The following is a 23,132-nucleotide window of genomic DNA, read 5'->3' as shown; positions in this document are numbered from 1 at the left end:
GCCTCATTCAAACGGGTGGTTCGATATTAGTGTATTATATTTCTTTTTCGTGCTTAACATTGCTTTTCAATGCATTCCTCCTACTTCCGCGACAACTTCGACAAGCCAGATTGATATTTATCTCCTACAGGAATGATATTCTTTTCAATGCCGATTTTATTACCTTCAATAAAACTCACTTTGTCGGCATTGACAATATAGGAACGATGAATGCGTACAAATCGCTCGGGCAACTGCTCTGCAAAGCTCGACAAGCTTTGCAGTGTCATCACTTTTTCATTGGGTAAATGAATACTGATATAGTCGCGCATCGCCTCTAGGTACAATACATCATCGTAAAAAATCTTCCTCAGGCGTGACCCCGTTTTTACAAAAAAATATCCGGGCTCTTGCAAATCGTTGATCTGTGCCGGTTGGTTTTTCATATGGGCGGCAATTCGCTTGCGGCATTTATTGATGGCGCCCAAAAAGCGCTCAAAACTGAATGGCTTCAGCAGATAGTCAACCACATCATATTCGTATCCTTTAAGTGCGTATTGCGGAAACGCAGTGGTTAATATGATTTCACATTTTCCCCGCAATAAATTTGCCACCTGAAACCCATCCAGTTCAGGCATCTGTATGTCGAGAAACACTATGTCCACCGGCTGTCGCTCCAGCAAGGCAATCAGCTCCACCGGATTTCGGGAAGCCATGACCAGGTTTAGCCCAGGTGTGCGGCCGATATAGTCTCGCAACAATTCGATTGGCAACGGCTCGTCGTCTGCAATGGCGCAGTTTAATATGTGTGCTGTAGTATTCAAAGTACGATTGTCAAAGTAACGGAAAATTGCTGGTCGGATTCGCTTATCTGGCACGTGTGCTTGTTTTCATACAGTAGCGCCAGCCGTCTTTTTATATTCTGAAGACCGATACCGCCATGCATCACCGGTTTATTTGCCTTTTTATTTTTTATATGGAAAACCAATGTGTTGTCATTGGTACTTGCCTTTATTGTCAGCGGCGTACCCGGATCAGAAAAATCACCGTGCTTGAACGCATTCTCGGCCAGACTGATCAGCAAATGCGGGCAGATCAGCAGCGTATCGTCTATGTTTTCCACGTCCATGTTGATCGCCACTGCATCGTCGAACCGCAACCGCTGTAATTCGATATAGTCTTTGAGGTGATCGATCTCCGTTTCCAACACTACTTCAGTTTTTTCTTCATACAATGCATAACGCAGCAACGAGGAAAGCTTTTCCGTAGCGAAAAGTGCATTATCATCCTTTTTATAGATAAGTGTGTAAATGCTGTTCAATGTGTTGAATAAAAAATGCGGATTGATCTGTGATTTCAGAAAAGCCAGTTCTGATTCTTTCGCCGCAATAGCAAGTGAGGCCTGCCTGCGCTCTGAGACCCTGGTATAATGCACAAAAAAATACACCAGCCCGAAGCAGGAAAACAGTACAGCAAAATACAAGTTGTCCTGAAAATAATATTTAATAGAAACTGAGTTGAAGTAATTACCAAAGCCAAACAATTGCTGAGAAATTATTTCCTGTAACAGATAGCGAAAGAAAATAATGAAGGGCAAACAGAGTATGCACAATAACAGAGCGCGAACGACCTTGCCGGGAAGAAATTTTCCAAACCAGATACAGATTGATAATGGGTACAGGAAAAAAGAAAAAAAACTGGTTACCGTGAGTACAATTATTTTAAATGAAAAACTGTCTTCCGTAAAAAACGGTCGGTTGCCAAAATAATCAATGGCAGCATCCCAGAACATGTAAAAGATAAAATAGTAAAATAGCAGATGCCAGAAACGAAGACGCATTTCCAAAAATATAAAACCATGGCTGATAAATTTACTGTCAATCTGCAAAACACTCCTTTCAATCTGCAAACGGCGGTTCACAACTTTATGAAGAGCCATTTTGAGCGTTTGCAGATCGGGTCCATCGCGGAAATAAATGACCCATAGTTTTGACTCATGAAAAAATTTAAATACCTCCTACTCCACGCCATTACCTTGTTTGGCTGCATAACCCTTACAGCACAGAAACCCGTCGATCCGGACAATATTCTCGTCGGCAACAGAAAGCAGCCTACCGTTTTTCTGGTCGGCTCTTTTCATTTCGCCTATTATAATTTAGACGCTCATAAGACAGACAAAGACAAGCAGGTGGATATCAAAAGCAAAAAGAAGCAAAAAGAGTTGGCCGTATTGCTGGACTACATCGCAAGGTTTAAGCCTACCAAAATTGCGGTGGAAGGCGGTCGCAACAGCGGTTACCTGATGAATCGGTACCGGCAATACCGCGCCGGCACAAGAGAGCTCCGTGCGGAGGAAACAGAACAGATCGGTTTTCGGTTGATGGAGCGGTTCAACCTCGATACTATTTACGGTACAGATGATATTCCGTTTGTGTCCAGTCTCTCAAACTCAAAAGATTCAATGTTGTATCGCCCGTTGATCGATAGTATTTATCAGGATTGGGATTTCCGGAGTGATGATTCGCTTTCGCGGTTATATAAAAAATTCTACGAATATAAAGACGAACTCGCCGTGAAAATGCCGCTGCTCGACTATTTTAAATACATCAACTCCGAAAAAGTATTAAACCGCGGATACGGTGCTTATCTGGTTGGAGATTTTACGCTGGGCAATACCCGCGGGGCCGACGCATTGGCCATGCATTGGTACAATCGCAACCTGCGCATTTACCGGCATATTCAACAAATCACCACATCACCTGACGACCGCATACTGGTCTTGTATGGTGCAGGACATATCCAGTTGTTGAATCAGTTGTTTGAATGCTCACCGGAGTATAATTATATCAAGTTTAATGAGCTGAATAAGTAGGCAAAAGCGTTAAGTTGTAGGTAAACAGTCCGGAATGGTAAAATTCATTGTTGGCTATACTGGTTTAATAAAAAAATTTCGGCGTTTCTTGAACAGATAATTCGCGTATTAAACCTCCTAAACCATATTAAAAGCCATTAAAGCCTCTGCCTTGCTAATAATTATCCTTCACCAAAAACTAGCATTACAACAAAATCAAAAACATTGACACTCCCCGATAACATTAGGGTGCACTGAAGTGACTGGAAATAATAAAGTTACCATCATATTCAGTCCTAATAACAATAAAAACAGTATTAGAAAATGACTTTAGCCTGTCCAGTGAAAAAATCTCCGGTTTTATTACCTTAGTATAATTTAAGGAAGGAAATATGATGTCGAAATTAACAGCACAGCGGGAAAAGCTTCACCTAACACAGGAAGAATTAGCTGAGAAATCGGGTATTTCCGTACGAACCATACAGCGGATCGAAGCCGGACAGGCACCGAAAGGATTTACACTCAAGGCCCTTGCAAAAGTTTTGGAAGTGCACGAGTCCTACTTTGAAGTAGCCGAAATTCCAGAAAAAGAAAATCAGACAACGCTAATGTGGCACAAGATCCTCAACCTTTCGTCATTGCCCTTTATTTTTTTGCCACCACTGAACATACTCATTCCCCTTGCTCTCTTTTTTTGGAAAAGGCAAATGAACCCTGTCAATAGAAAACTACTGTCCATCCAAATCGTTTGGACATTAATTGGCATTGTACTGATCATTTTTGTTTTGATACTTACCGACTGGTTTGCGGTAGAAAGCAATGTAAAAAAGCTCATTCCTATTCTTTGGATATGCCTGAATGGCTTTATTATCATTAGAAATGCACTCGTTTTAAGCAAAGAGCATCCAAACCGTATCTTACCTAATATCAATGTGTTATAACTTTTGCTGCAATTTGGCGGGTAACTGTCGGGGCATTGGCGGGCCTAATTTTAGTACGCTAACAAACCAGTTGTATTTCTTTGCTAAAAATGTACACTATGAAAAGAACAGGTATCAAACGGCAGTTTTTAACAATCTCGCTGATGCTTATTTCAGGAATAAACATCGGCTATGCACAACAGAAACTAAAAACAATTACCGCTACCTCAGAGAAAGTTCACATCAGAGATGGCAATCACGTGAAAATGGATTGGCGTTTGGAACCAGGGGCTAATCCTGATATTTATTATGTGAATCAACCCTCGCAAAAGAGTGTTATAATATTTAAAACAGACCAAGATGAGTTAAGCATTCAAACCAAGCCGGGAAAAAAATATGATTTTGTGGTATTGCTCAACGGCAAAGATAGTTGCCGCATACAGATTGCGTCCATTTTACCCCCTGATGTTGCTCACTTCAAGACCAAAGCATCCTACCCGATTCGTGTGCCATTCCAAATAATTAGTTCCAAGATTTTTTTTGATGGTAAAGTGAATGATAAAAGCGTACAAATACAGTTTGACCTGGGAGCAGGAACAAGCGTAGTCAATAAGAAATCTTCCGGGAAAATTGGCTTAGCGTTTTCTTCGCACAAAATGGTCAGCAATACGCAAGGACTCAATAAAGAGAGAACGAGCCTGGGTAATAAAATGAATATTTCCGGTTTGCAGTGGAGTGACATTCCCCTTACCGAGGTTGGGAATATGGATGATTTTGAAGACATCATCATTGGAAACAGCTTTTTCAGGGATAAAATCATCGGGATTAATTACGACAAGAGGGAGTTTACCGTGTATGAAAATCTTCCCAAAGAAGTCAAAGGATACACAAAAATGCCCGTTTATTATGTACAACACCGACCTTTTTTCAACGTAGACATCGTGCATCAAAGCAAAAAATACAATGCCTGGTTTCTTTTTGATACCGGAAGAGATGGCTCTATGCTGATCGGGAATGACTTTACGGGAATGGAAAATAATTGGGAAGAATTACAGCCGCTCACTACCGTCAACGGACGAAAAATTGTTCGCCTGGACGCTTTGATCGCCGGGGTGGAATTTAAAGATATTGTAACCAATGCTTCCGATCCAGCAATATCAAATGCGAAGGCCAGTTTGTTTGGAAATCAGATTCTGAAACATTTCAATGTGATTTTGGACAATAAAACAGGACTATTGTACTTAAAACCAAACTCGCTTAGCAACGAACCTTATTTCAACTATGACAGCTATCTGAAACAAATATCAAGTAAGTAAAGCAATAGGGAGTATCTCAGTGCCTTCAACATAATTTTTAGGGTAAAAAATTTCCCAGGGAATACAGTGCATTTTACTCCGGTTGAATTATCCCGTTCTTTGGAAAAGGGGCTTATTTTAATAAAAATCTTTCAGTTATATTATACAGACCAATTCGGAATAAAGTTTAGGTTCTAAGCATAAAATTTAAACCTCCACCTGGCCGGCTCAACCTTATAAAGAATGTCTTTGCAAGAAATAATGAACAATCGCTATCTTGTGTTTTAAATGAATATGCTTACAGATACCCTGCGTTCCCTCTTCAGTCGCGATTTGAATAAGCTCAAAGAAGAACTGGAACTTTACAAGGATGAAGCCAATATCTGGCGTATTGATGGTAACATACTAAACGCTGCAGGCAACCTGTGCCTTCACCTGGTTGGAAACCTCAATACCTATATTGGCGGGGTGTTGGGCCAATCCGGTTACATTCGTAACCGGCCGGAAGAATTTTCATTGAAAGACATACCAAGAAGTGAGCTCATCAGTAAAATAGAAAAAACGATTGAAGTTTTAAATGCTACTCTACCGCTTATCACGGAAGAGCAAATGCAAGAAGAATACCCCCAGCATATAGATGGCAATAAATTAACTACCGGTTATTTTCTTGTTCACCTTGCCACGCACCTGGGCTATCATCTCGGGCAGGTTAATTACCACCGACGTTTGCTAGACCGATAAGGGACTAAACGAAAGAAGGGTTTATATAAATAAGTTTCCGATCTCAGATGATCTATCATTTATTTTTGGCTTTACCTGCATTGATATCGCTTCCAGATTTTCCTGCTTTTGTCAGCGCTTCCCATTCGCTTAACATGTAGGTATTTTTAAATGCCTCATAAAAAAAACTGTCTTTTGTCAGTTCATAAAATTTTCTTGCCCATTCTCTCAAGTCTAACACTTCATTAAAGCACCTGTCAAACCATTTTACAGACTACTTTATCCATTCATACCAATTACGAAAGCCGCAAAAAAAGCTATTCAAAACTGTTCGCCTATGATTATAACTATCGTTAAAAATTATGCTATACTACAAAAAACCTTTTTTTAATTACGGTTATCCGGTTGCAGGTAAGAAAAAAAATTTTTACATTAGACGCTAAACAAACCATCATTGTCATGCTAACCGAAAAAAAGAAACTTCCAAAATGGTACAAACCCACCCTGATCTGCCTGGTAGTAATTATTGTTTTCATCATAGTGCTGCCGGAACCGGATAAACCAGCGTTACCTGAGTATAATATTTTTGAAACCAATAAAGGAGATAGCCATTCTTCTTACAGAATAAATGTGGGAGATAGTTTGCCCAACCAGGAACAGGCTGTCGGGATATTAGATAAAATAGCAGAAGACGATCCGGCTTTAAAAGTAGACGTATTCATCTACCGGAAAGGATTTCAAAAGAACAGTGGTGCTGATGCCAGGGTCTCGAAATCGGAATCTGAAAAAACCTATACCATACTATCAACTGACAATTCTACTTTACAAAAAGCCGCCGGATATACTTTTGATTCTATTCCTGGTAAAAAAGAGTTGTTTGCGGGATTGTCCAATATGGGGTCGAAAATTCTATTTTACGAACTGGAAAACGGTAAATTTATTAAAGTATTTATTTCTTCACCTGGTTCATACTTCGTAGATGAAATAATAAAAGACCCTGCCAGCGGCGGAGACATAGATAGATTTATTTTCAAAGACGGGGCAGAAAGTTTTATATACGATGTCGATAAAACTAACAAGATCATCAAAATAACCAACCAGGATGGAGACGCAGTTGATGTCCACAAGTTGTTATAATAACGCACCAGGGAATATTGATTGTCAGAACATTCCCCAAAGTGGGAGTTCACCAGATTATTACATTTCAGTAAGTACAACCGACTTTTAAAACTTTGCTTCACTGTAGCCCCAGAAACAAACCAGGTATTCCTATACCTGGTTTTTTTATATAGCTGTCAGCACAATGCAGCTTGCGATTTTTTATACCAGTATAACGGTAAATAAAATACCATGTGATCAGTATTTGTAACAGTACAACAGATGATAAAAGAAAAGGATAGTATATAAATAGTGTAAGTATATTTCCGTGCGCCCGCATCATCGGCAAATCGATAACATTAAATATAATGATCACCAGTAGCGATGCCTTATTCTCTTTAAAAAACCACCAGCAAAATATTCCATATATAAGCTCATTAATAAAATGGAGGATAGGATGATCCCAAATCCCAAAACTGGTTTGGCAGAGAAGGGTGACAACAGAATATCTCTTTCATGAAAGATCATATCAATGATAATATGCGACAAAAAGCCAATACCAAAAGCCACATAGTAATTTTAATTATTGAACAAATATTGCGACAAACTGCACAACTATGTATTCAAGTCTTATGTACCTTGGTCCTTGGTTTTATACAAAAGCTTAATGATTAATAACAACCTGTGTTTTTACCATCCTTGTATAACAGGTATAAACGATCTGTTCCTACAACAATAAATTATATAGCGAAGCAACTGAATGAACGTATCAGCACGGAACAGAGCAAAAGTCAATAATTAACGTTCTCTTAGAAACCGGTAAGAAAAATCAGCGATACAACTGCTTAATGATAATTGAACCAGAGAACCTATGCCTCAATAAAACCTCCATAACCTTAACAGCCCAGGATTACATTATGATGACTCATATTTTTTTTAAACCCTTTAGGTGATTTTTTGATTTCAGGACTCCTAATTATTAGGGTCCTATTTATTTTAATGCTTTAAGTGATATACTTAATTGAGTATAGAGAATAGTTTAGAAATTCAAAGCTTGCTGGAAAGAATAGCCGTTTTAGACGATAAACTTGCCTTCGAGCAATTGTTTAGTCTATATAATAATAAGCTAAAACGCTTTGTTATGCCCATTATAAAAAGCAAAGAAGCTGCAGAAGACATTGCGTCTGATGTATTTGTGAAAATCTGGCAAAACAGAAGCCTTCTTATTAATATAGATAATATAAACAACTATTTATATGTAAGCGCCAAAAACATCGCAATAAGACATTTAGCTAAATTAAGAAACTGCGAAACAGCTACCCGGTTAGAGGATATTGAAAATGAAAAACTGGCAATGGATATTAATCCTGAAGAAATAGTATTAAACAATGAGCTTATAAATAAACTGGAAGAAGCGGTAAACCAGCTACCTGCCAGGTGTCAGCAAATATACAGGTTAGCGAAACAGGATGGATTGAAGTATAAAGAAATAGCTACTATTCTAAATATTTCGGTAAAAACAATTGATGCACAAATGGCCATTGCTGTATGTAAAATAACGGAATCAATAAAGCTTGCCTTTAAAGAAAAAGAAGAACGCTAAAGAATTTGAATAATGGAAATCACTGATAAAATACCTCACCGGCTTTGGCATCTTGTTGCAAGAAAAATGACCAACGACATAACGACGGAGGAATTAAAAGAGTTAGAGGATATTTTGTTAAAAAATGCCGGCTTAGCATCGGCCATAGATATTCATTACTCATTTTTCAACACCCCATATAAAGATACAATAAGCCAAAAAGATTTAGAAAATCTCAGAAGGAAAATGGAAAAAGAATTTCCGAAAGAATTCCTGGCCGAACACCTGGAAGATAAGTTTACAATCATCCCGGGGAGAAGAAAAAAAATCATATGGGCTATTTCCTGCTGTTTTATGCTGGTTGTAATAATATCGCTGGCTTCCATTAATAGTAAAACTACAGATAAGCAAGTTGCCAACTACAGGGTAGAGAGCAATATGAAGATTGCTACTGCCCCTAAAATAACTGAAACCGTTTTACCAGATGGCAGCAAAGTAATTTTAAATGAGAAAAGTAATATAGTACTGGATAAAGAATTTGGTAAGGCCAATCGCAATATCTATTTAGATGGTGAGGCCTTTTTCGATGTAACGCATAACCCTCAATTGCCCATGATTGTACATGTAGGCCAAATAAAAGTAAAAGTAATAGGCGCTGTATTTAACCTGCGATCATATAAAGCTGAAAAAAAAGTAGAGGCTTCTTTAATAAAAGGTGCCATTGAAATTACCAGTGTAAATGACAAAAAATTAAAATTACAGGTTGAGCCGAACGAAAAAGTAATTATCCATACAGGTAGTATCAGTATGTTAAATCAAGCTCAAAAAGACAGGCCAGTCAGCAATGTATTTGCCATTAAAATAATGCAATTAAAGCAGGAATCGCAAAGCGGGTTAATACCTGAAATTTCATGGGTAGAGAATAAACTTGTATTTGATGAAGAAAGTTTTGAAGATTTAGCAGATAGGTTAGAACAATGGTATCAGGTACAGATAGAAATAAATGATGAAAATATAAAAAATAAAAAGTTTACAGGTGTTTTTGATAACGAATCAATATCTGAAGCCCTTTATGCTTTGCAAATTTCATTCCCTTTTGATTTTAAAATAAAAAACAATTTTATCACCATTTCAAAAAAATAAAAATATGTTATCATGAAATAATCACCAGTTAAACTAACCCGGAAAAGCTTCCAAGGTGCAGGCTCCGACAAATCACCAAAAATTTAATTAATAACTAACTGTACAGAATGAAAAAAGTCAAAACTCGTTTTGTGTCGGGAATAATTTTCCCGGCCAAAAAGCTGCAATTAATCATGAAACTAAGTATTTTTTTCTTAACAGTATGCTGCCTCAATGTTACTGCGAAAGGTTTTTCGCAAAAAAAAATCAGTGTTGCTGTTACAAAAGCTGAATTACCAAAAATTTTCGCTGCCATTCAAAATATGAGCGACTATAAGTTTTTGTACCAGGGCGAAGATGATTTGAAAAAAATAAAGAAAAGCATCCACGTTACTGACGCTACAGTAGAAAATGTAATGGGTACTTTGTTGCAAAATACAGGCTATGAATACAAATTATTGGAAAATAACCTTATAGTACTTTATCGTACTGAAGTTGCAGATATTATCATTCAGGGAAAAATCACCAACGAAAAAGGTGAATCGCTATCGGGGGCTACTGTTACCGTTAAAGGAACCAAAACCACAACCACTGCTGATAGCGAAGGGAACTTCAGTATCAAATTGCAGGAAAATGAAGCCCGCATAATTATTTCGTATATCGGTTACGAAAATTATGAATCCCATGTATCCGGTAACACAACATTAAACATAGTCTTAAAGGAAAGTATTAAAGAAGGTGATGATGTAGTAGTAGTGGGCTATGGTACACAAAAAAAGGCAAAGCTTACGGGCGCAATAGCTTCTGTGTCCGGAGAAACTATTACCCAACGGCCTGCACCCACATTGCAGAATTTATTGCAGGGGCGTATTGTAGGTTTAGATATAGTACAACCCACCGGCGAACCAGGCAGGGATGCCGGTAGTTTCAGGATAAGGGGTATAGGCTCCTATGGCGCATCTACAAGCCCTTTGGTTTTGGTAGATGGTGTAATAGGATCACTTAGTAATTTATCACCCCAGGATATAGAAGATGTTACTGTATTAAAAGACGCAGCTTCCGCAGCAATATACGGCGCCCGGAGTGCCAACGGGGTAATTCTTGTTACCACCAAGAAAGGCAGGACAGGAAAAAATACTATTGAATATACGGCAAGTTTGAGTTCAAGCGAAGCCACCAGGCGCCCAGAGCTTATTACCGATGCTCCTACCTATATGCAAATGTATAATACGGCAAATGCCAGACTGGGCAGAGCGCCCCAATATACCCAGGCGCAAATTGACCTTTATAAAAATAATCCCAATTCTGACCAGTACCCCAGTTTTGATTGGATAGGTTATGCCCTGGGAAAAGCTTCCATGCAAAATCATGGTCTTCGTTTTTCCGGAGGGGTGGCAAAAACAACGTATAATATTTCTCTCAACTACCTGAACCAGGATGGTATTATGAAAAATTATTCCCACAAGCGTTATAACGCCCTGCTCGATTTTGCAACACAAGCTCATGAACGGGTAAGAGTAGGTGTCAATATTAATTTCTCCTACCAGGATATAAAAGCTCCCTGGCAAACGAATGATGGCCTGTTGCTACTGGCTTATGCTGCAGCGCCAACATTTAAACCCTTTTTGCCTGATGGAAGAATTGCACACAGCGATTTTTCTACAAATAATTCGGGTAACAGAACAATTGAGGAAGTGTACAATACCGGAGGCCAGTTTACTAAAAATTATAACGTAAATGCACAAGGTTTTGTAGAAGTAGATATTATCAAAGGTTTAAAATGGTACACTAAAGCGGCGGTTACTTTTTTTAACCAGGATTATAAAAACCGGCAGTACCGGATCAGTTCTTATGCCTACCAGCCGGAAACAAACGGTACAAATACAATAACCGGCAACGGTAACTCCGATTTTGTAGGTCTTCAGCAAAGTTCGGCAAGAAACATCACTAAAACCTTATATAGCACGCTTAGCTACACAAAAACCTTCAATACAGTTCACAACATTAGTGCACTTGCGGGTTACGAGCAACAGGATAACGTGAGCAATAATTTAGGCGGACAACGCTTTAACTTCCCCAACAATACCATTATGGAATTAAATGGTAGTACCTCAGTTAATCAAAACACCAGTGGTTCTTCATCCGCATGGGCTCTTCAATCCTTATTTGGAAGAGTAGGTTATGATTATAAGGGAAAATATATTTTGGAAGGCAATATACGTTATGATGGTACTTCACGTGTAGATCCCAGGTTTCGCTGGGGTACATTTGGCGGCGGGGCAGCGGCCTGGAGAGTTTCAGAAGAAGGCTTTATAAAAAATAATTTAAGCTGGATCAGTAATCTTAAACTAAGAGCATCCTATGGTGTGTTAGGTAACCAGGAAATAGGCAATTATCCGTTCCAGGATGTGCTTGCATTGACTACTTATCCATTTACTACTATCAGCCCCGGCGCTGTATTAACTGCTTTAAGAGTAAAAGATCTGAAATGGGAAAAAACAGCCATTACGGATTATGGTGTAGATATAGATTTGTTTAAAGGCTTATTTGGAGCCACAATTGACTGGTACAAGAAGAATACCACTGATATATTGGCACAACGTACCGATTTGCCGGCAAGTGTTGGACTGAGTGCCCCTATAGTAAACGCCGGAGCCGTTCAAAATACAGGTATTGAGATAGAACTCAGGCACCAAAATAATATTGGCGAGTTAACTTATGGCGCTAATATTATGTACCACGCATACAAAAATAAAATAACCAAAGTGTTGGCTCAAACAGTCGGCACTTTTGAAGTAGGCCAGCCTATGAACAATTTCTTTATGTATGAATGGGTGGGGATTTTTCAAAATCAGGAAGAAATAAACAAATGGGCCAAACAACCAGGTTCGGGTACATTAAGGCCCGGCGATTTAAAAATCAGAGACCTCGATGGCAATGGCACAGTTGGTCCCGAAGACAGGATCCGTTATAACGGTAACCCTAAATTCAACTATTCATTTGGCCTTAATGCAGGCTGGAAAGGTCTGACTGTTTCTGCTTTCTTCCAGGGTGTGGAAGGACAAAATGTACGGGTGGCCGATTGGGGCTATGAACCATTTGCACAAGGCTCTGCCCCGCCCAAAAAATTTCTGGATGCATGGTCTCCTGCAAACCCCAGCAATACAGTACCTGCATTATATATCTGGAATAGTTATGCCGGTGTAAACGGGTATAACTCCACTTACTTCCTGCAGGATGCGTCTTATTTGCGGTTAAAAAATCTATACCTGTCTTACTCGGTTCCGCAGGGTATTGTAAGGAAAATTAAATCACAGGGCATCACAGTATTTGCATCGGCTGATAATCTTGCTACCTGGACTAAGTATGAAGGAAATGACCCGGAAAGAGCAGGTTCCGGCAGATTTGCCCAGTTCCCGCAGCTTAAAACTATTTCCGGAGGAATTAATATCAAATTTTAACATTAGCTGGTAATATATAATTGGATCAAAACAATAAATAATGTACAAAATGAAAAACACAAAATATATACTCATTCCTATGCTGGCTATCATGCTTACAGGTTTGATGCCTTCGTGCAAAAAAGGGTTTTTGGATAAAAACCCTACAGATGCCATTTCAAGCCAAACATTCTGGCAAAGTGATGTGGATGTACAAATGGGATTGACAGGTGTTTACAGGAGGTTACAATCAGGTTTTTTTAGTAACCGAAAACTATGGCTTGAAACTTATTCAGATAATGCATATGACCGGCACAGCTTTTTTTATGGTTTTCAAACGCTTACACTGGGGTCGGTAAATCCTACAAACGTAACAACTACATTTTACACTACTCCCTATACGGGTATTTCCTCCTGCAATTTTTTCCTGGATAATGTAGATAAAGCGCCCATTTCAGATGCCAGCAAAAACACATATAAAGCAGAAGTCCGGTTTTTAAGAGCCCTTTTTTATTTTGACCTGGTGCAATCTTATGGTGGTGTAGTTATTTACAAAACATCACCGCAAACGGTTGAAGCATCTAAAATTAAACAAAGTACTAAGGCAGAGGTATTGGCATTTATACACGATGATCTTGACTTTGCCATTGCCAACCTGGCTGATGTTCCTTATAACGGCCATGCTGTAAAAGGTAGTGCGCAGGCATTGAAAGTAAAAGCGTATCTCTTTGATCAAAAATGGCCGGAAGCAGCTATAGTGGCTAATCAAATTATTAACGGGGGTAAATTCAGCCTTTACCAGGGTGGCTACGATAAGTTATTTTTTACCGCTACGCAACAGAACAACCCGGAAATAATGTTTTCTACCAAATTTCTTGCACCCGATAATCCACAGATAGGTGAAGGCGCTTTAGTAGAAGTATCCTGGTATGGATCCATAGCGCCTTACAAAAACCTGGTAGATGATTACGAAATGACTAACGGCAAAAGAATTAATGAACCTGGGTCCGGGTATGATGCTGCAAATCCTTATGTTAACCGGGACCCACGGTTAAGAACTACTATTGAGCTTCCTATTGATCAAATTGTTCACACAGATCCACTACCTACCGGCTTTGTACAGAGAAAATATATTGATTTCAGCTTATTACCTCCCAACAAAAGTTTTGATAGAACATTTATCGTTAAAACTGATGCAAACATCATTCACTTACGTTATGCAGATGTATTATTAATGTATGCTGAAGCAAAAAACGAGGCAACAGGCCCCGATGCCACTATCTATAATGCAATCAATGCGATAAGAAGCAGAACAGGAGTTGGTATGCCCGCAGTAGATCAAACAGTGTATGACACTAAAGAAAAGTTAAGGGAATTTATTCAGCATGAAAGAAGAATAGAACTGGCCCTGGAAGGACACCGGTATTTTGATCTGAAACGATGGGGCCTGATGGCTGCCAAATTAGCCGCTATTACTTCACCCGGCGGGCAGCCGCTATTGTTTGGAGAAAAAAACAATGTACTCCCATTCCCTCAATCAGAACTGGATAGAAACCCGAATTTGGATCAAAATCCGGGTTATTAACCTCCCAGGAACAGATTTTAATACTGCATTAAAAAGTCAGTAGACATACTTTAATCAGGCAAGTTTCTTATTACCGGGCTGTCTTCTAATATTGAGGCAGCCCGGTTTTATCAGGTAAATAGATGGTGGGATAAAAGGTTTTAAACAGTATACTAAAAGTAACCGTGATGTAAAGAGAGGACAAGGTCATTTTTGGGCTTTGTCCTTTTTTTTATTTTTGTTAAGTCCTTAACTATATGAAGATCAGAACAGGCGCCTCATAAGTGTTATTAACTCCTGTTAAGTGTATCATCGTTAATACTCCCCTTTTTTTGTTGCTCAAGTGCTTCCTTCATCTCCTGGTATTGATATAATGTATCCTTGTCGGCACCGGGCGGCTCAACAACACCCTTAGAATCAGGAGTGTGCCCAGGCGCTGTAAGAAAGTAAACAACTGCCGCGACTGCTATTATGACTGAAATAGCACTTATAACAATATATGGTCTGCGGAGTTTTGGAGGATTAACAGGCGCCGCCGCCGGCTGATCTTCAGGTAGGGAGGACACCGGTACAGCAAGCATATAACCTTTCTTCGGGATCGTCCTGATCAGTTCCTTATTTATATCACCCAATATTTTTCTCAGAAAAGAAATAGCCTGGCTAAGACCTTCATCCGCATTCCCATAATCGTCCCATACATCTGTAATTATTTGTTGCCGGGTTACAACTTTGCCTTGATGCTGCACCAGCAGTAAAAGCAGTTTCATGATTCGGGGTTCCAGCCTGGTAACAACCCCGGTATTTGTATCGGTTACCGTATTTACCGCCTCCTCTACTTTAAATCTGTTATTCATAAAAAATGGGGCATCCATATAAAAGGCTTTGTCTCAAAAATAATAAATCCGGGTATTTATAGTGCTTATAACCAATTTCTTCAGCTTTTCTTCAGTTTTTCAAAACCTTTTCTAAAAGCCGGTAAGCATGCTTAGTCGCTACATTCGGTTTTTAAAATAATGATTTAATATGAAACGATTCCTGTTGTTCATCTGTATGGGTATTCAATTTCTTACGGTTAGCGGGCAGCCAAAGCCCGGCAACTATTTCCGGCTGAACGTACAATATTTTGAAGAAGAAGGCGGAGAAAAATATTTAGGTGTTTCACCTGAACTCAAAAAATCCTTACCCGGTAAACTTGGAGAAGCGATACAAAAGTACCCAAGACGGTTCAGGTATATTTTGCTCAATAAAAATCGTTTTCAAAACACTTACGAAGCCCTGTACCCGGATACAGTCAAAATCAATCAATTATACTCCGAAGCACTTGCAAGCGACAGCTTATTTATGTCCTACTTCAGCAGTCTGGCCGATCCGTTTATTACCGCTGATTTAAAAAAAGCAACCTATAGCACCGATGAGCTGATGGTGGTAGCAGCCCGTTTTTTCTACTGCAGCGGTGTAAGAGCAGATTCAACGATAATTTCATCTATCTGTATCAGCCTGAATGGGTTGACAGATGTTTCTTTCCTTAAGGATTATACCTTGCTGGAAGCATTTTGTTTTGAAGCAATCTTCGAAAACCTCAAACCAGTGGGTGGTAAGCCTGGCCAGTTTGTCGAAAATTTCAAAGCCTATATCAAAGCGGGTGAGAAAAAAGAAAAACCGGCCATTAGTCATCTTGATGATTACCTGGCCCGCGTGCGACAATATTGTTTTGATCGCATGGAAAACGATATATCATTAAGACAAGTCCTGCTTAGTTATTATGCCCGGCATCGGGAAAGCCTTCCTTTCAGCATTGTTCCGGGAAAAGAAAAACAGTAATTGTACTGATCCTTTTCAATAGCTAACTTTGGGAAACGGATGCTACATCTTTAAAGCACCAATAACACAGATTGGACGTGTTTGCCTGTAACCAGGTAATTAGCAACGGCGTCTAACCTTTACACAAAAACTTACCGCCGATGTTAAACTCTTTTTCATTGATCTTCCGTCTTTGCCTGCTGATAGTGGTACCTGTAGTTTCCACGGCACAGCAACTACCCGACTCTACCATTGCACAATTAAAGTCAGGTATTGCCGGATTTAAAGATCGCTACCCCACCCCCAGCATTGTAGTGGCCATTGTGCACGGTAAAGAAATAGTGTTTAGTGAATCACTGGGGTATGTGGACGTAGAAAATAAAGTGGCCGCAACAATTGATAGCCGTTATCCCATTTTGTCGGTAACCAAAACATTTACAGCTACTATGTTCATGCAACTGGTACAGCGAAATAAAATCCTACTGGAGGAAGACATCAGGAAATACCTGCCTGAGTATAAAGGAGATAAAAATCGGGTTACAGAAACTGGTATTAGTTTTCTCCAACTGGCTACACATACTTCCGGTATGCCACGTAATACACCCGCCGATGTGAACTTTGCCAAACAAGTCGACCGCTGGCTGTTGAACCGTACCTATTACGCGAGCCTGGAACCTTCCAGCAAAAAGGAATTACTGCAATCATTGCAATACATTAAAAAAGTACACCCGGAATATCAATTGCTCAGCTACGGAGACCGGCAATATTCCAATCTGGGCTACTCCATGCTTGGCATTGCACTAGAAAGAGCAGCCAAACAGGATTATAGTGAGTATATAGTAAATAATATCTGTAAGCCTTTACAGATGACCAGTAGCGGCATAGGTACCGAAAGTTTCGGCTCTACCGTTGTAGCGAAAGGATATTATTTTGATGAGCATCTGCAACAGTTCGTAAAAACGCCCGTTTTTCATTCTAACTCTGCTTTATATGCAGGGGGAATGTATTCGACAGCCAAAGACCTGGCGAAGTATATTAGTTTTCAATTCGATACAAGCTCAGCCGCTAATAAAATTCTTTCGCTGAAAAACAGGCGCATGATGCAATCTCTGCGAATAGGCTGGAAACCCTCCTACCCCATTGTATTACACGAAGGAGGTATGTTGGGGTATCGTTGCCTGGTCGCTTTCTATCCTGACCTGGAAATTGGATGGGTAATACTCACCAATACTACCGATTTCGAATTTGACAAAATGAATGAGTACATCGGTAAACTGGTATCACCCATTTACAAAAAACCTGCTCCGGAAATGACAAAGTTTGTGGGAACTTATCGCCTGCAAGGCGGCTTTGACAGCCTGAATATTTATGTAAAAGATGGCCGGCTTTATTCTACTTACCTTGAAAAAGAACTTCCCCAACAGCCCTTAATAGCCAACGGTAACAATCGGTTTAAAGCACAAACTCATGGCAGTTACAGCATTGGTTACAATTTTTTAACCAATGATATGAATGGAATAAAAGCAGTGGTAATGGGGCAGCTGACCTGGGTAAAAGATAAAGATTAATACATCAGAGGACAGGTTAACTTAAAGCCGGGATATGACATAGGGAAACCTGGTAGCGGTTCTCCAGGCTTACAGGTTAGCCCGTTAAGGAGCCGGTAAGTTCACTTATTTTGCGATTGAAGCGTTTTAGCCTGATGGATAGAATCCCATCTTGCCTGATCTTTATCCATTTTGACCTGTTCACCGGTCAACGGATTCCCATTAGTTGCTTTACCGGTTGCAAAATACCAGGTAATAAAAACCATGACAAGAGCAATAGCACTGATAGATAACCATTTTGAAATATCCCTTTTGTTAGAAGTGGCCGACACAGGCGATTCAGCCACCCCGCTGATTAATCCATTAAACTGGTAACCGGCCTTCGGGAGCGTTTTAATGATTTCCTTATTATTATCTGCCAGCTCCTTGCGAAGAAAAGAAACTGCCTGGTTCAGTCCATCACCGGCCCCGGGATAATCGTTCCAGATATCGCGGATAATCAGTTCGCGGGCAACAACTTTGCCGCGCTGTTCCACAAGCAGGCAGAGTAATTTCATCAGCCTCGGCTCAAGATGGTTGCGCTGGTTGGTTACAGTATCCAACACTTCACCTTTACCGGAGTTAACCTCGAAGCGATTATTGATGATAAAAACACTGTCGGGCATGGTTTAACCAGGTTTAAACACAAATCTAAAGCTTTATTCAGGTTTTCTAAACCTTTATTTCGCTGTAAATCAATTGTACCGGGATAGCTTAGCCGCTAAATGAATGCCATGAAAAAAATAGTTCCAATCAGTTTATTGAGTCTCTTTTCCCTGACACTTACCGGTCAGAGCTCCGCGGTGAGGCTAGATAGCCTGTTTCAATCCCTTGAAAAATACGGTCAGTTCAATGGCAATGTACTTGTTTCCGGGAAGGGATCAGTCATTTATGAAAAGTCGTTTGGTTATGCAGCTTTTAGTGATAAAAAACCAATTACACCAGCCTCCAGGTTTTCCATAGGATCAGTAGCAAAAGTATTTACCAGCGTTGCCATCCTGCAACTCAAAGAAAAAAGAAAATTGGACCTGAATGATCCGGTAGTGAAATATATAACCGCCTTCCCTTATTCCGGTATTACTATTCGCCACCTGCTGACACATACATCGGGACTGCCCGATTATGAGCTTTACGGGAAACTCGTGGATGAAAACCCACAGCAGATTTTCACCAACAATGACATCCTCCCGGCACTGGAAAAATGGACTAAGCCCTTGTATTTCCTGCCGGGGGAAAAATGGCAATATGCTAATACCAACTACTCTTTGCTGGCAATGATCGTAGAAAAAGTTAGCCGTACCCGGTTTTCATCGTATGTCAGTAAATTCATTTTCCAGCCGGCGAAAATGTCTTCTTCTTATTTTTTAACGGACAAACCGATCGGGAGTGCTGACCCGGATCTCGTCGTAAATCACCAGTATCCTGCTTTATTTGACAGCTTACCTGTTGATGTAACTGCTATTGCCAAATTAAGGTGGAGGACCTATAACCTGAATGGGTTCACCGGACAGGGAAACGTAGTGACAACAGCAAGAGATTTACAAAATTTTGACCAGGCATTACATACAGGGAAGCTGTTAAAAAATGTAACACTTGCTGAAGCCTTCCTGCCTGCAACATTAAACAATGGTGAAGTGGTCAATGCTGATATCGGGATCGGCAAAATGTCGTATGGGCTTGGCTGGTTTATATTTGCCGATACCACAGCAGGGAAAATAGTAGGACATGGCGGCGGTGTACCGGGAGCCGTATCAATATTTCTCCGCAACATTTCTAAAAATCAGCTGGTGGTAGTATTAGATAATAGATTCAGCGACGGCATTTACCGCACCGGTGTAAATGCCATGAAAGTGTTGAACGACAAAGTACTTACCATTCGAAAAAAATCTCTTGCCCCTGAATATGGCATAGCCCTGATAAACAAAGGGCCTGCGGTCGCGTTTGCCAGACTGGTTCAATTAAAATCAGATTCCCTGCATTACTACGTGGATGAGGAGCAACTTAACCTGCTTGGCTACCAGTTGCTTTACGAGAGTAAACTTAAAAATGCTCAGCAACTTTCCCTGGAAGTATTCAAAGTTAACATGTTACTGTTTCCCTACAGCTATAACGTGTACGACAGCTACGGGGAGGCACTGCTTAAAAGCGGCCACAAAGAAGAAGCCATCCTCATGTATAGAAAGGCCCTGGAGATCAATCCGGGCAATAAGGAGAGCAAAGAAGCGTTGGAGAAAATTTTGGCTAATTAATTGTACTACTTTAAAGAGCAAGCCCGATCGAATATCCCCAATTTTTTCCCTTTTGGGACAATGGGTTACCGGTTATTATCGTTCAGGTTTGCCTTTTTACTTCTTTATTAATTTACCGGAACCTTTTTAAATTTTTGAATGGTATTGTTCAGGATATCACCAACATAAATGTTTTCATCCTTGTCAACTACCAGGTCATGATACCATGAAGTTGCGCCATCGTAATGCCCGCTTCTGCCAAATCTTGTTTGCACCCGACCCATTGTATCAAATATGAAAACATCAGCGCCACGATGCTTAAGTTTTAAAAAACTAACATCATCAACTGCAAATAATTTCTTTTTTGATTTATCAAGTCCTACAGCACCAATGGCCCCAAAACTTTCATTTGAAATTTGTTTGATATAGTTCCCGTTTGGATCAAATATTTGAATTCTGTTATTTTCCCTGTCCGCAACATAAATATTCCCCGTACTGTCAACAGTAATACCGTGAGGAATATTAAACTCGCCTGGCTTATCCCCTTTTCTTCCCCATTCAGTTAAGTATGCTCCAGATGCTGAAAATTTTATAATTCTGCTATTTCCATAACCATCACTTACATAAAATGAACCATCATCTGCTATGGCAATATCGGTTGGTTTGTCAAAATGCAAACTGTCGCTACCTGCAACTTTTGCTTCACCAAGCTTCATTAATAACTTTCCGTTATGATCAAATTTAAAAACCTGATGTAACCCGACATCTGTGACCCAAATATTATTTTCATGGTCAACCTTTAAACCGTGTGGCATGATCAATAAATTGTCACCCCAGCTTTCTACAATTTTTCCGTTGTCTTTATCAATAATTAAAATGGTATTATGCTGAATCGGTTTGTCTGGCATTGAACCAAATAAAGGCCAATCCCTGTTTGCCCGGTGAAAAACCACAATATTTTGGCTTGTATCAATGCCAATGCCTGTAGGGTTACCCAATATCAATTCTTCCGGCAGGTTCGGCCAGTCCTTTACCAATTCATATTTCACTGAGCTGTCAAGTCCCTTTCCTTTTTTGATGGGTTGTAAAAAATATGCTGCACAGAAAAGTCCGGTTAAAATGAGTAGACAATAAATTATTTTCTTCACCATTTATCAAATTAGTAAGATTGTCCGGTACACTTTACAGATGCTCACGAATTGTCGCTTGCTCTGATATTTAAATCGCGCCAGACCAAATGTAGTATAAAGTTTTAATAGCAATATCACTCAACGACCGGACTATCAAACCACCGAGCGATATGAATTAACCGCTGCTCAATGTTTACTTTACATTTCTCATTTCAACTTGTTTATAAATATTCCTTTCTTACTATTAAGGGCCAACTCCAATATCAGTTAATTCACTAACTTTGCGCCACTGTGCATAAAATAGCATCCTTTATATTACTCCTTGCCTTTGTGGGTCAAACCTTTAGCCAGGGAGTGTATTACCTGGACTATTTAGTAGACAAGGCAGAATACCTGGCCAAATGCGAAAATAAAAACCGCCCCAAACTGCAATGTAACGGTAAGTGTCTTTTAATGAAAAGGATACAGGAGCAGGAAAAGAAAGAACAGGAACAGGCTCCACAGATGAAACTCGCTAACAAGGCAGAAGTCATCTCCTCTAAATCCTTTTTTCCCGATTATAAAGAAGTGGCTTTAATGCATAACAAACCGGTTTATTATATTGCCAACTCCGGCACACCGGTAGATCGCCCCGACTTCTTCTTCCATCCCCCCGATCTTGTTTAGTTGTGCTGACTACATTTTCCATTGCCCATACAGGCAATGAGGATTATTATGTTCAAAAATTGAAACAGATGGTAAAACCATACCATGGGTATGATATCATACTGATCAGGAGACTGCGTATAACCCTTACTATTCTTATCTGGATAGTGTGGGCCATTATATTATTCCTGCAGCATGAAACGATCATACATATCCTGCAATCATTTTTCGGAAAATAACCTGTTAAGTCAATAAAAAAAATTGATCAGGCATAGCGGCCTTAGCTACTGCTTTGCCCGGCCGGAAAGGTCATAATGCCATACCGGCTTCATCCAAACAAATCTTTACACCCTTCAATCAATAATCATGATAAAAATATTTTTATATACTGCAATGACCCTCGGACTATTCTCCTGCAAGAAAGAGAAACAACCGCAAAACGATGAAACGATGACAGAGATGACCGTTGAGTTTGATAATATCATGGGTGGTCAAAACCTTTTTCTTAATACCGTTACGTATACCAATGCGGCCGGTGAACCTTTTACGGTTTCTATGGCGCAATATTATATCAGCAATATTAAACTGCGGAAAGCTGATGGCACGGAGTATGTAGTAAACCAGGACAGCAGTTATTTCCTCATTAAAGAAAGTGACCCGCTTACACGCTTTGCCCGATTTAAAGTACCCGCAGGAAATTATCACCAGATCTCTTTTGTAGTAGGTGTGGATAGTTTACGCAGTACCATGGATATTACCCAACGTACAGGTGTTTTAGACCCTGCAGGTGGGATGGACGATGGCATGTACTGGGGCTGGAACAGCGGGTATATATTTTTAAGACTGGAGGGCACTTCACCGCTTGCTCCTGTTGATCCGAGTGGCCAACGCAAATACCGTTTTCATATTGGTGGATTTGGCGGCTATTCGGCGCCTACCATTAATAATATTAAAACCGTTACTACCGATCTTACCGCTTCCGGTATTGCCCAGGCCCGTGCCGGCAGAACCGCCAATATTCATTACCTGGTGGATTTAATGAAAGTTTTTAATGGCACTACCAATATAAGTATTGCGGCTAACCCGAGTATTATGTTCAGCAATTACAGCTTGAATGTAGCCAACAACTATGCAACCATGTTTTATCATGATCATACTGAAAACTAATCACC

At 39.9% G+C, this 23,132-nt stretch carries 20 protein-coding genes; 15 read left to right on the top strand and 5 right to left on the bottom strand.

Going from position 1 to position 23,132, the window contains the following annotated elements; all coding sequences use genetic code 11:
- Positions 1-80: 80 nt before the first annotated feature.
- On the bottom strand, positions 81-803 hold the full coding sequence (locus ACFS6H_RS05990) for a LytR/AlgR family response regulator transcription factor (protein WP_386096268.1): 723 nt from the start codon (positions 801-803) through the stop codon (positions 81-83).
- Positions 800-1,771, bottom strand: coding sequence for a sensor histidine kinase (locus ACFS6H_RS05985; RefSeq protein ID WP_386096266.1), 972 nt, complete (start codon positions 1,769-1,771; stop codon positions 800-802). The genes ACFS6H_RS05990 and ACFS6H_RS05985 overlap by 4 nt, the downstream gene beginning before the upstream one ends.
- Positions 1,772-1,975: 204 nt before the next feature.
- Between ACFS6H_RS05985 and ACFS6H_RS05980 the strand changes: the two genes are divergently transcribed.
- The 9 genes from ACFS6H_RS05980 (at position 1,976) to ACFS6H_RS05940 (ending at position 14,592) form a co-directional block, all read left to right on the top strand.
- A complete protein-coding gene (locus ACFS6H_RS05980) occupies positions 1,976-2,851 on the top strand; it encodes a DUF5694 domain-containing protein (RefSeq protein WP_386096264.1) in 876 nt (291 codons plus the stop codon).
- Between the two features lie 371 nt (positions 2,852-3,222).
- Positions 3,223-3,771, top strand: coding sequence for a helix-turn-helix domain-containing protein (locus tag ACFS6H_RS05975; RefSeq protein ID WP_386096262.1), 549 nt, complete (start codon positions 3,223-3,225; stop codon positions 3,769-3,771).
- A 98-nt stretch (positions 3,772-3,869) separates the two neighbouring features.
- Entirely contained in the window at positions 3,870-5,066 is a 1,197-nt protein-coding gene (locus tag ACFS6H_RS05970) for a retropepsin-like aspartic protease (RefSeq protein ID WP_386096260.1), read from the top strand.
- Positions 5,067-5,339: 273 nt separating this feature from the next.
- Complete coding sequence (locus tag ACFS6H_RS05965; RefSeq protein WP_386096258.1) at positions 5,340-5,786, top strand: DUF1572 family protein; 447 nt, start codon at positions 5,340-5,342, stop codon at positions 5,784-5,786.
- 438 nt (positions 5,787-6,224) lie between these two features.
- The gene (locus ACFS6H_RS05960) at positions 6,225-6,902 is read left to right on the top strand and encodes a hypothetical protein (RefSeq protein ID WP_386096256.1); all 678 of its coding nucleotides are present in this window, start codon (positions 6,225-6,227) and stop codon (positions 6,900-6,902) included.
- 982 nt (positions 6,903-7,884) lie between these two features.
- Positions 7,885-8,466 carry an RNA polymerase sigma-70 factor gene (locus ACFS6H_RS05955; protein WP_386096254.1) on the top strand — a complete coding sequence of 194 codons (582 nt, stop codon included), beginning with the start codon at positions 7,885-7,887 and terminating at the stop codon, positions 8,464-8,466.
- Positions 8,467-8,478: 12 nt separating this feature from the next.
- Positions 8,479-9,588, top strand: coding sequence for a FecR family protein (locus ACFS6H_RS05950; protein WP_386096252.1), 1,110 nt, complete (start codon positions 8,479-8,481; stop codon positions 9,586-9,588).
- A gap of 302 nt (positions 9,589-9,890) precedes the next feature.
- Complete coding sequence (locus ACFS6H_RS05945) at positions 9,891-13,028, top strand: SusC/RagA family TonB-linked outer membrane protein (RefSeq protein ID WP_386096250.1); 3,138 nt, start codon at positions 9,891-9,893, stop codon at positions 13,026-13,028.
- A 49-nt stretch (positions 13,029-13,077) separates the two neighbouring features.
- The gene (locus ACFS6H_RS05940; protein WP_386096248.1) at positions 13,078-14,592 is read left to right on the top strand and encodes a RagB/SusD family nutrient uptake outer membrane protein; all 1,515 of its coding nucleotides are present in this window, start codon (positions 13,078-13,080) and stop codon (positions 14,590-14,592) included.
- Between the two features lie 269 nt (positions 14,593-14,861).
- Here ACFS6H_RS05940 and ACFS6H_RS05935 read toward each other — a convergent pair whose 3' ends face one another.
- Positions 14,862-15,425, bottom strand: coding sequence for a winged helix-turn-helix domain-containing protein (locus tag ACFS6H_RS05935; RefSeq protein ID WP_386097227.1), 564 nt, complete (start codon positions 15,423-15,425; stop codon positions 14,862-14,864).
- A 169-nt stretch (positions 15,426-15,594) separates the two neighbouring features.
- On the opposite strand from ACFS6H_RS05935, the gene ACFS6H_RS05930 reads away from it, so the two are divergent.
- Entirely contained in the window at positions 15,595-16,392 is a 798-nt protein-coding gene (locus tag ACFS6H_RS05930) for a hypothetical protein (RefSeq protein ID WP_386096246.1), read from the top strand.
- A gap of 140 nt (positions 16,393-16,532) precedes the next feature.
- Complete coding sequence (locus ACFS6H_RS05925; protein ID WP_386096244.1) at positions 16,533-17,939, top strand: serine hydrolase domain-containing protein; 1,407 nt, start codon at positions 16,533-16,535, stop codon at positions 17,937-17,939.
- 101 nt (positions 17,940-18,040) lie between these two features.
- Here the strand turns inward: ACFS6H_RS05925 and ACFS6H_RS05920 are convergent, their stop codons facing one another.
- Positions 18,041-18,583 carry a winged helix-turn-helix domain-containing protein gene (locus tag ACFS6H_RS05920; RefSeq protein ID WP_386096242.1) on the bottom strand — a complete coding sequence of 181 codons (543 nt, stop codon included), beginning with the start codon at positions 18,581-18,583 and terminating at the stop codon, positions 18,041-18,043.
- Between the two features lie 108 nt (positions 18,584-18,691).
- On the opposite strand from ACFS6H_RS05920, the gene ACFS6H_RS05915 reads away from it, so the two are divergent.
- Complete coding sequence (locus ACFS6H_RS05915; RefSeq protein ID WP_386096240.1) at positions 18,692-20,206, top strand: serine hydrolase; 1,515 nt, start codon at positions 18,692-18,694, stop codon at positions 20,204-20,206.
- Positions 20,207-20,313: 107 nt separating this feature from the next.
- Here ACFS6H_RS05915 and ACFS6H_RS05910 read toward each other — a convergent pair whose 3' ends face one another.
- Positions 20,314-21,336, bottom strand: a complete 1,023-nt coding sequence (locus tag ACFS6H_RS05910) for a peptidyl-alpha-hydroxyglycine alpha-amidating lyase family protein (protein WP_386096238.1) — start codon at positions 21,334-21,336, stop codon at positions 20,314-20,316.
- Positions 21,337-21,606: 270 nt separating this feature from the next.
- Here ACFS6H_RS05910 and ACFS6H_RS05905 point away from each other — a divergent pair, with 270 nt between their 5' ends.
- The 3 genes from ACFS6H_RS05905 to ACFS6H_RS05895 all read left to right on the top strand — a co-directional run bounded on the left by ACFS6H_RS05905 (position 21,607) and on the right by ACFS6H_RS05895 (position 23,127).
- Positions 21,607-21,981, top strand: coding sequence for a hypothetical protein (locus ACFS6H_RS05905; protein WP_386096236.1), 375 nt, complete (start codon positions 21,607-21,609; stop codon positions 21,979-21,981).
- A gap of 68 nt (positions 21,982-22,049) precedes the next feature.
- Positions 22,050-22,199, top strand: a complete 150-nt coding sequence (locus ACFS6H_RS05900) for a hypothetical protein (RefSeq protein WP_386096234.1) — start codon at positions 22,050-22,052, stop codon at positions 22,197-22,199.
- A 127-nt stretch (positions 22,200-22,326) separates the two neighbouring features.
- Positions 22,327-23,127, top strand: coding sequence for an MbnP family protein (locus ACFS6H_RS05895; RefSeq protein ID WP_386096232.1), 801 nt, complete (start codon positions 22,327-22,329; stop codon positions 23,125-23,127).
- Positions 23,128-23,132: the final 5 nt, after the last annotated feature.

This window comes from Terrimonas rubra, from assembly GCF_042686025.1.
GTDB lineage: Bacteria > Bacteroidota > Bacteroidia > Chitinophagales > Chitinophagaceae > Terrimonas > Terrimonas rubra.
The sequence above is the reverse complement of the archived record's forward strand: the minus strand, read 5'-3'. Positions and strand labels throughout refer to the sequence as shown.

Coding starts and splice junctions, on each gene's coding strand:
- ACFS6H_RS05895 (WP_386096232.1), top strand. CDS start 22,327: ATGATAAAAATATTTTTATATACTGCAATGACCCTCGGACTATTCTCC.
- ACFS6H_RS05915 (WP_386096240.1), top strand. CDS start 18,692: ATGAAAAAAATAGTTCCAATCAGTTTATTGAGTCTCTTTTCCCTGACA.
- ACFS6H_RS05970 (WP_386096260.1), top strand. CDS start 3,870: ATGAAAAGAACAGGTATCAAACGGCAGTTTTTAACAATCTCGCTGATG.
- ACFS6H_RS05980 (WP_386096264.1), top strand. CDS start 1,976: ATGAAAAAATTTAAATACCTCCTACTCCACGCCATTACCTTGTTTGGC.
- ACFS6H_RS05900 (WP_386096234.1), top strand. CDS start 22,050: ATGGTAAAACCATACCATGGGTATGATATCATACTGATCAGGAGACTG.
- ACFS6H_RS05950 (WP_386096252.1), top strand. CDS start 8,479: ATGGAAATCACTGATAAAATACCTCACCGGCTTTGGCATCTTGTTGCA.
- ACFS6H_RS05940 (WP_386096248.1), top strand. CDS start 13,078: ATGAAAAACACAAAATATATACTCATTCCTATGCTGGCTATCATGCTT.
- ACFS6H_RS05920 (WP_386096242.1), bottom strand. CDS start 18,583: ATGCCCGACAGTGTTTTTATCATCAATAATCGCTTCGAGGTTAACTCC.
- ACFS6H_RS05930 (WP_386096246.1), top strand. CDS start 15,595: ATGAAACGATTCCTGTTGTTCATCTGTATGGGTATTCAATTTCTTACG.
- ACFS6H_RS05945 (WP_386096250.1), top strand. CDS start 9,891: ATGAGCGACTATAAGTTTTTGTACCAGGGCGAAGATGATTTGAAAAAA.
- ACFS6H_RS05960 (WP_386096256.1), top strand. CDS start 6,225: ATGCTAACCGAAAAAAAGAAACTTCCAAAATGGTACAAACCCACCCTG.
- ACFS6H_RS05910 (WP_386096238.1), bottom strand. CDS start 21,336: ATGGTGAAGAAAATAATTTATTGTCTACTCATTTTAACCGGACTTTTC.
- ACFS6H_RS05975 (WP_386096262.1), top strand. CDS start 3,223: ATGATGTCGAAATTAACAGCACAGCGGGAAAAGCTTCACCTAACACAG.
- ACFS6H_RS05935 (WP_386097227.1), bottom strand. CDS start 15,425: ATGAATAACAGATTTAAAGTAGAGGAGGCGGTAAATACGGTAACCGAT.
- ACFS6H_RS05985 (WP_386096266.1), bottom strand. CDS start 1,771: ATGTTCTGGGATGCTGCCATTGATTATTTTGGCAACCGACCGTTTTTT.
- ACFS6H_RS05925 (WP_386096244.1), top strand. CDS start 16,533: ATGTTAAACTCTTTTTCATTGATCTTCCGTCTTTGCCTGCTGATAGTG.
- ACFS6H_RS05965 (WP_386096258.1), top strand. CDS start 5,340: ATGCTTACAGATACCCTGCGTTCCCTCTTCAGTCGCGATTTGAATAAG.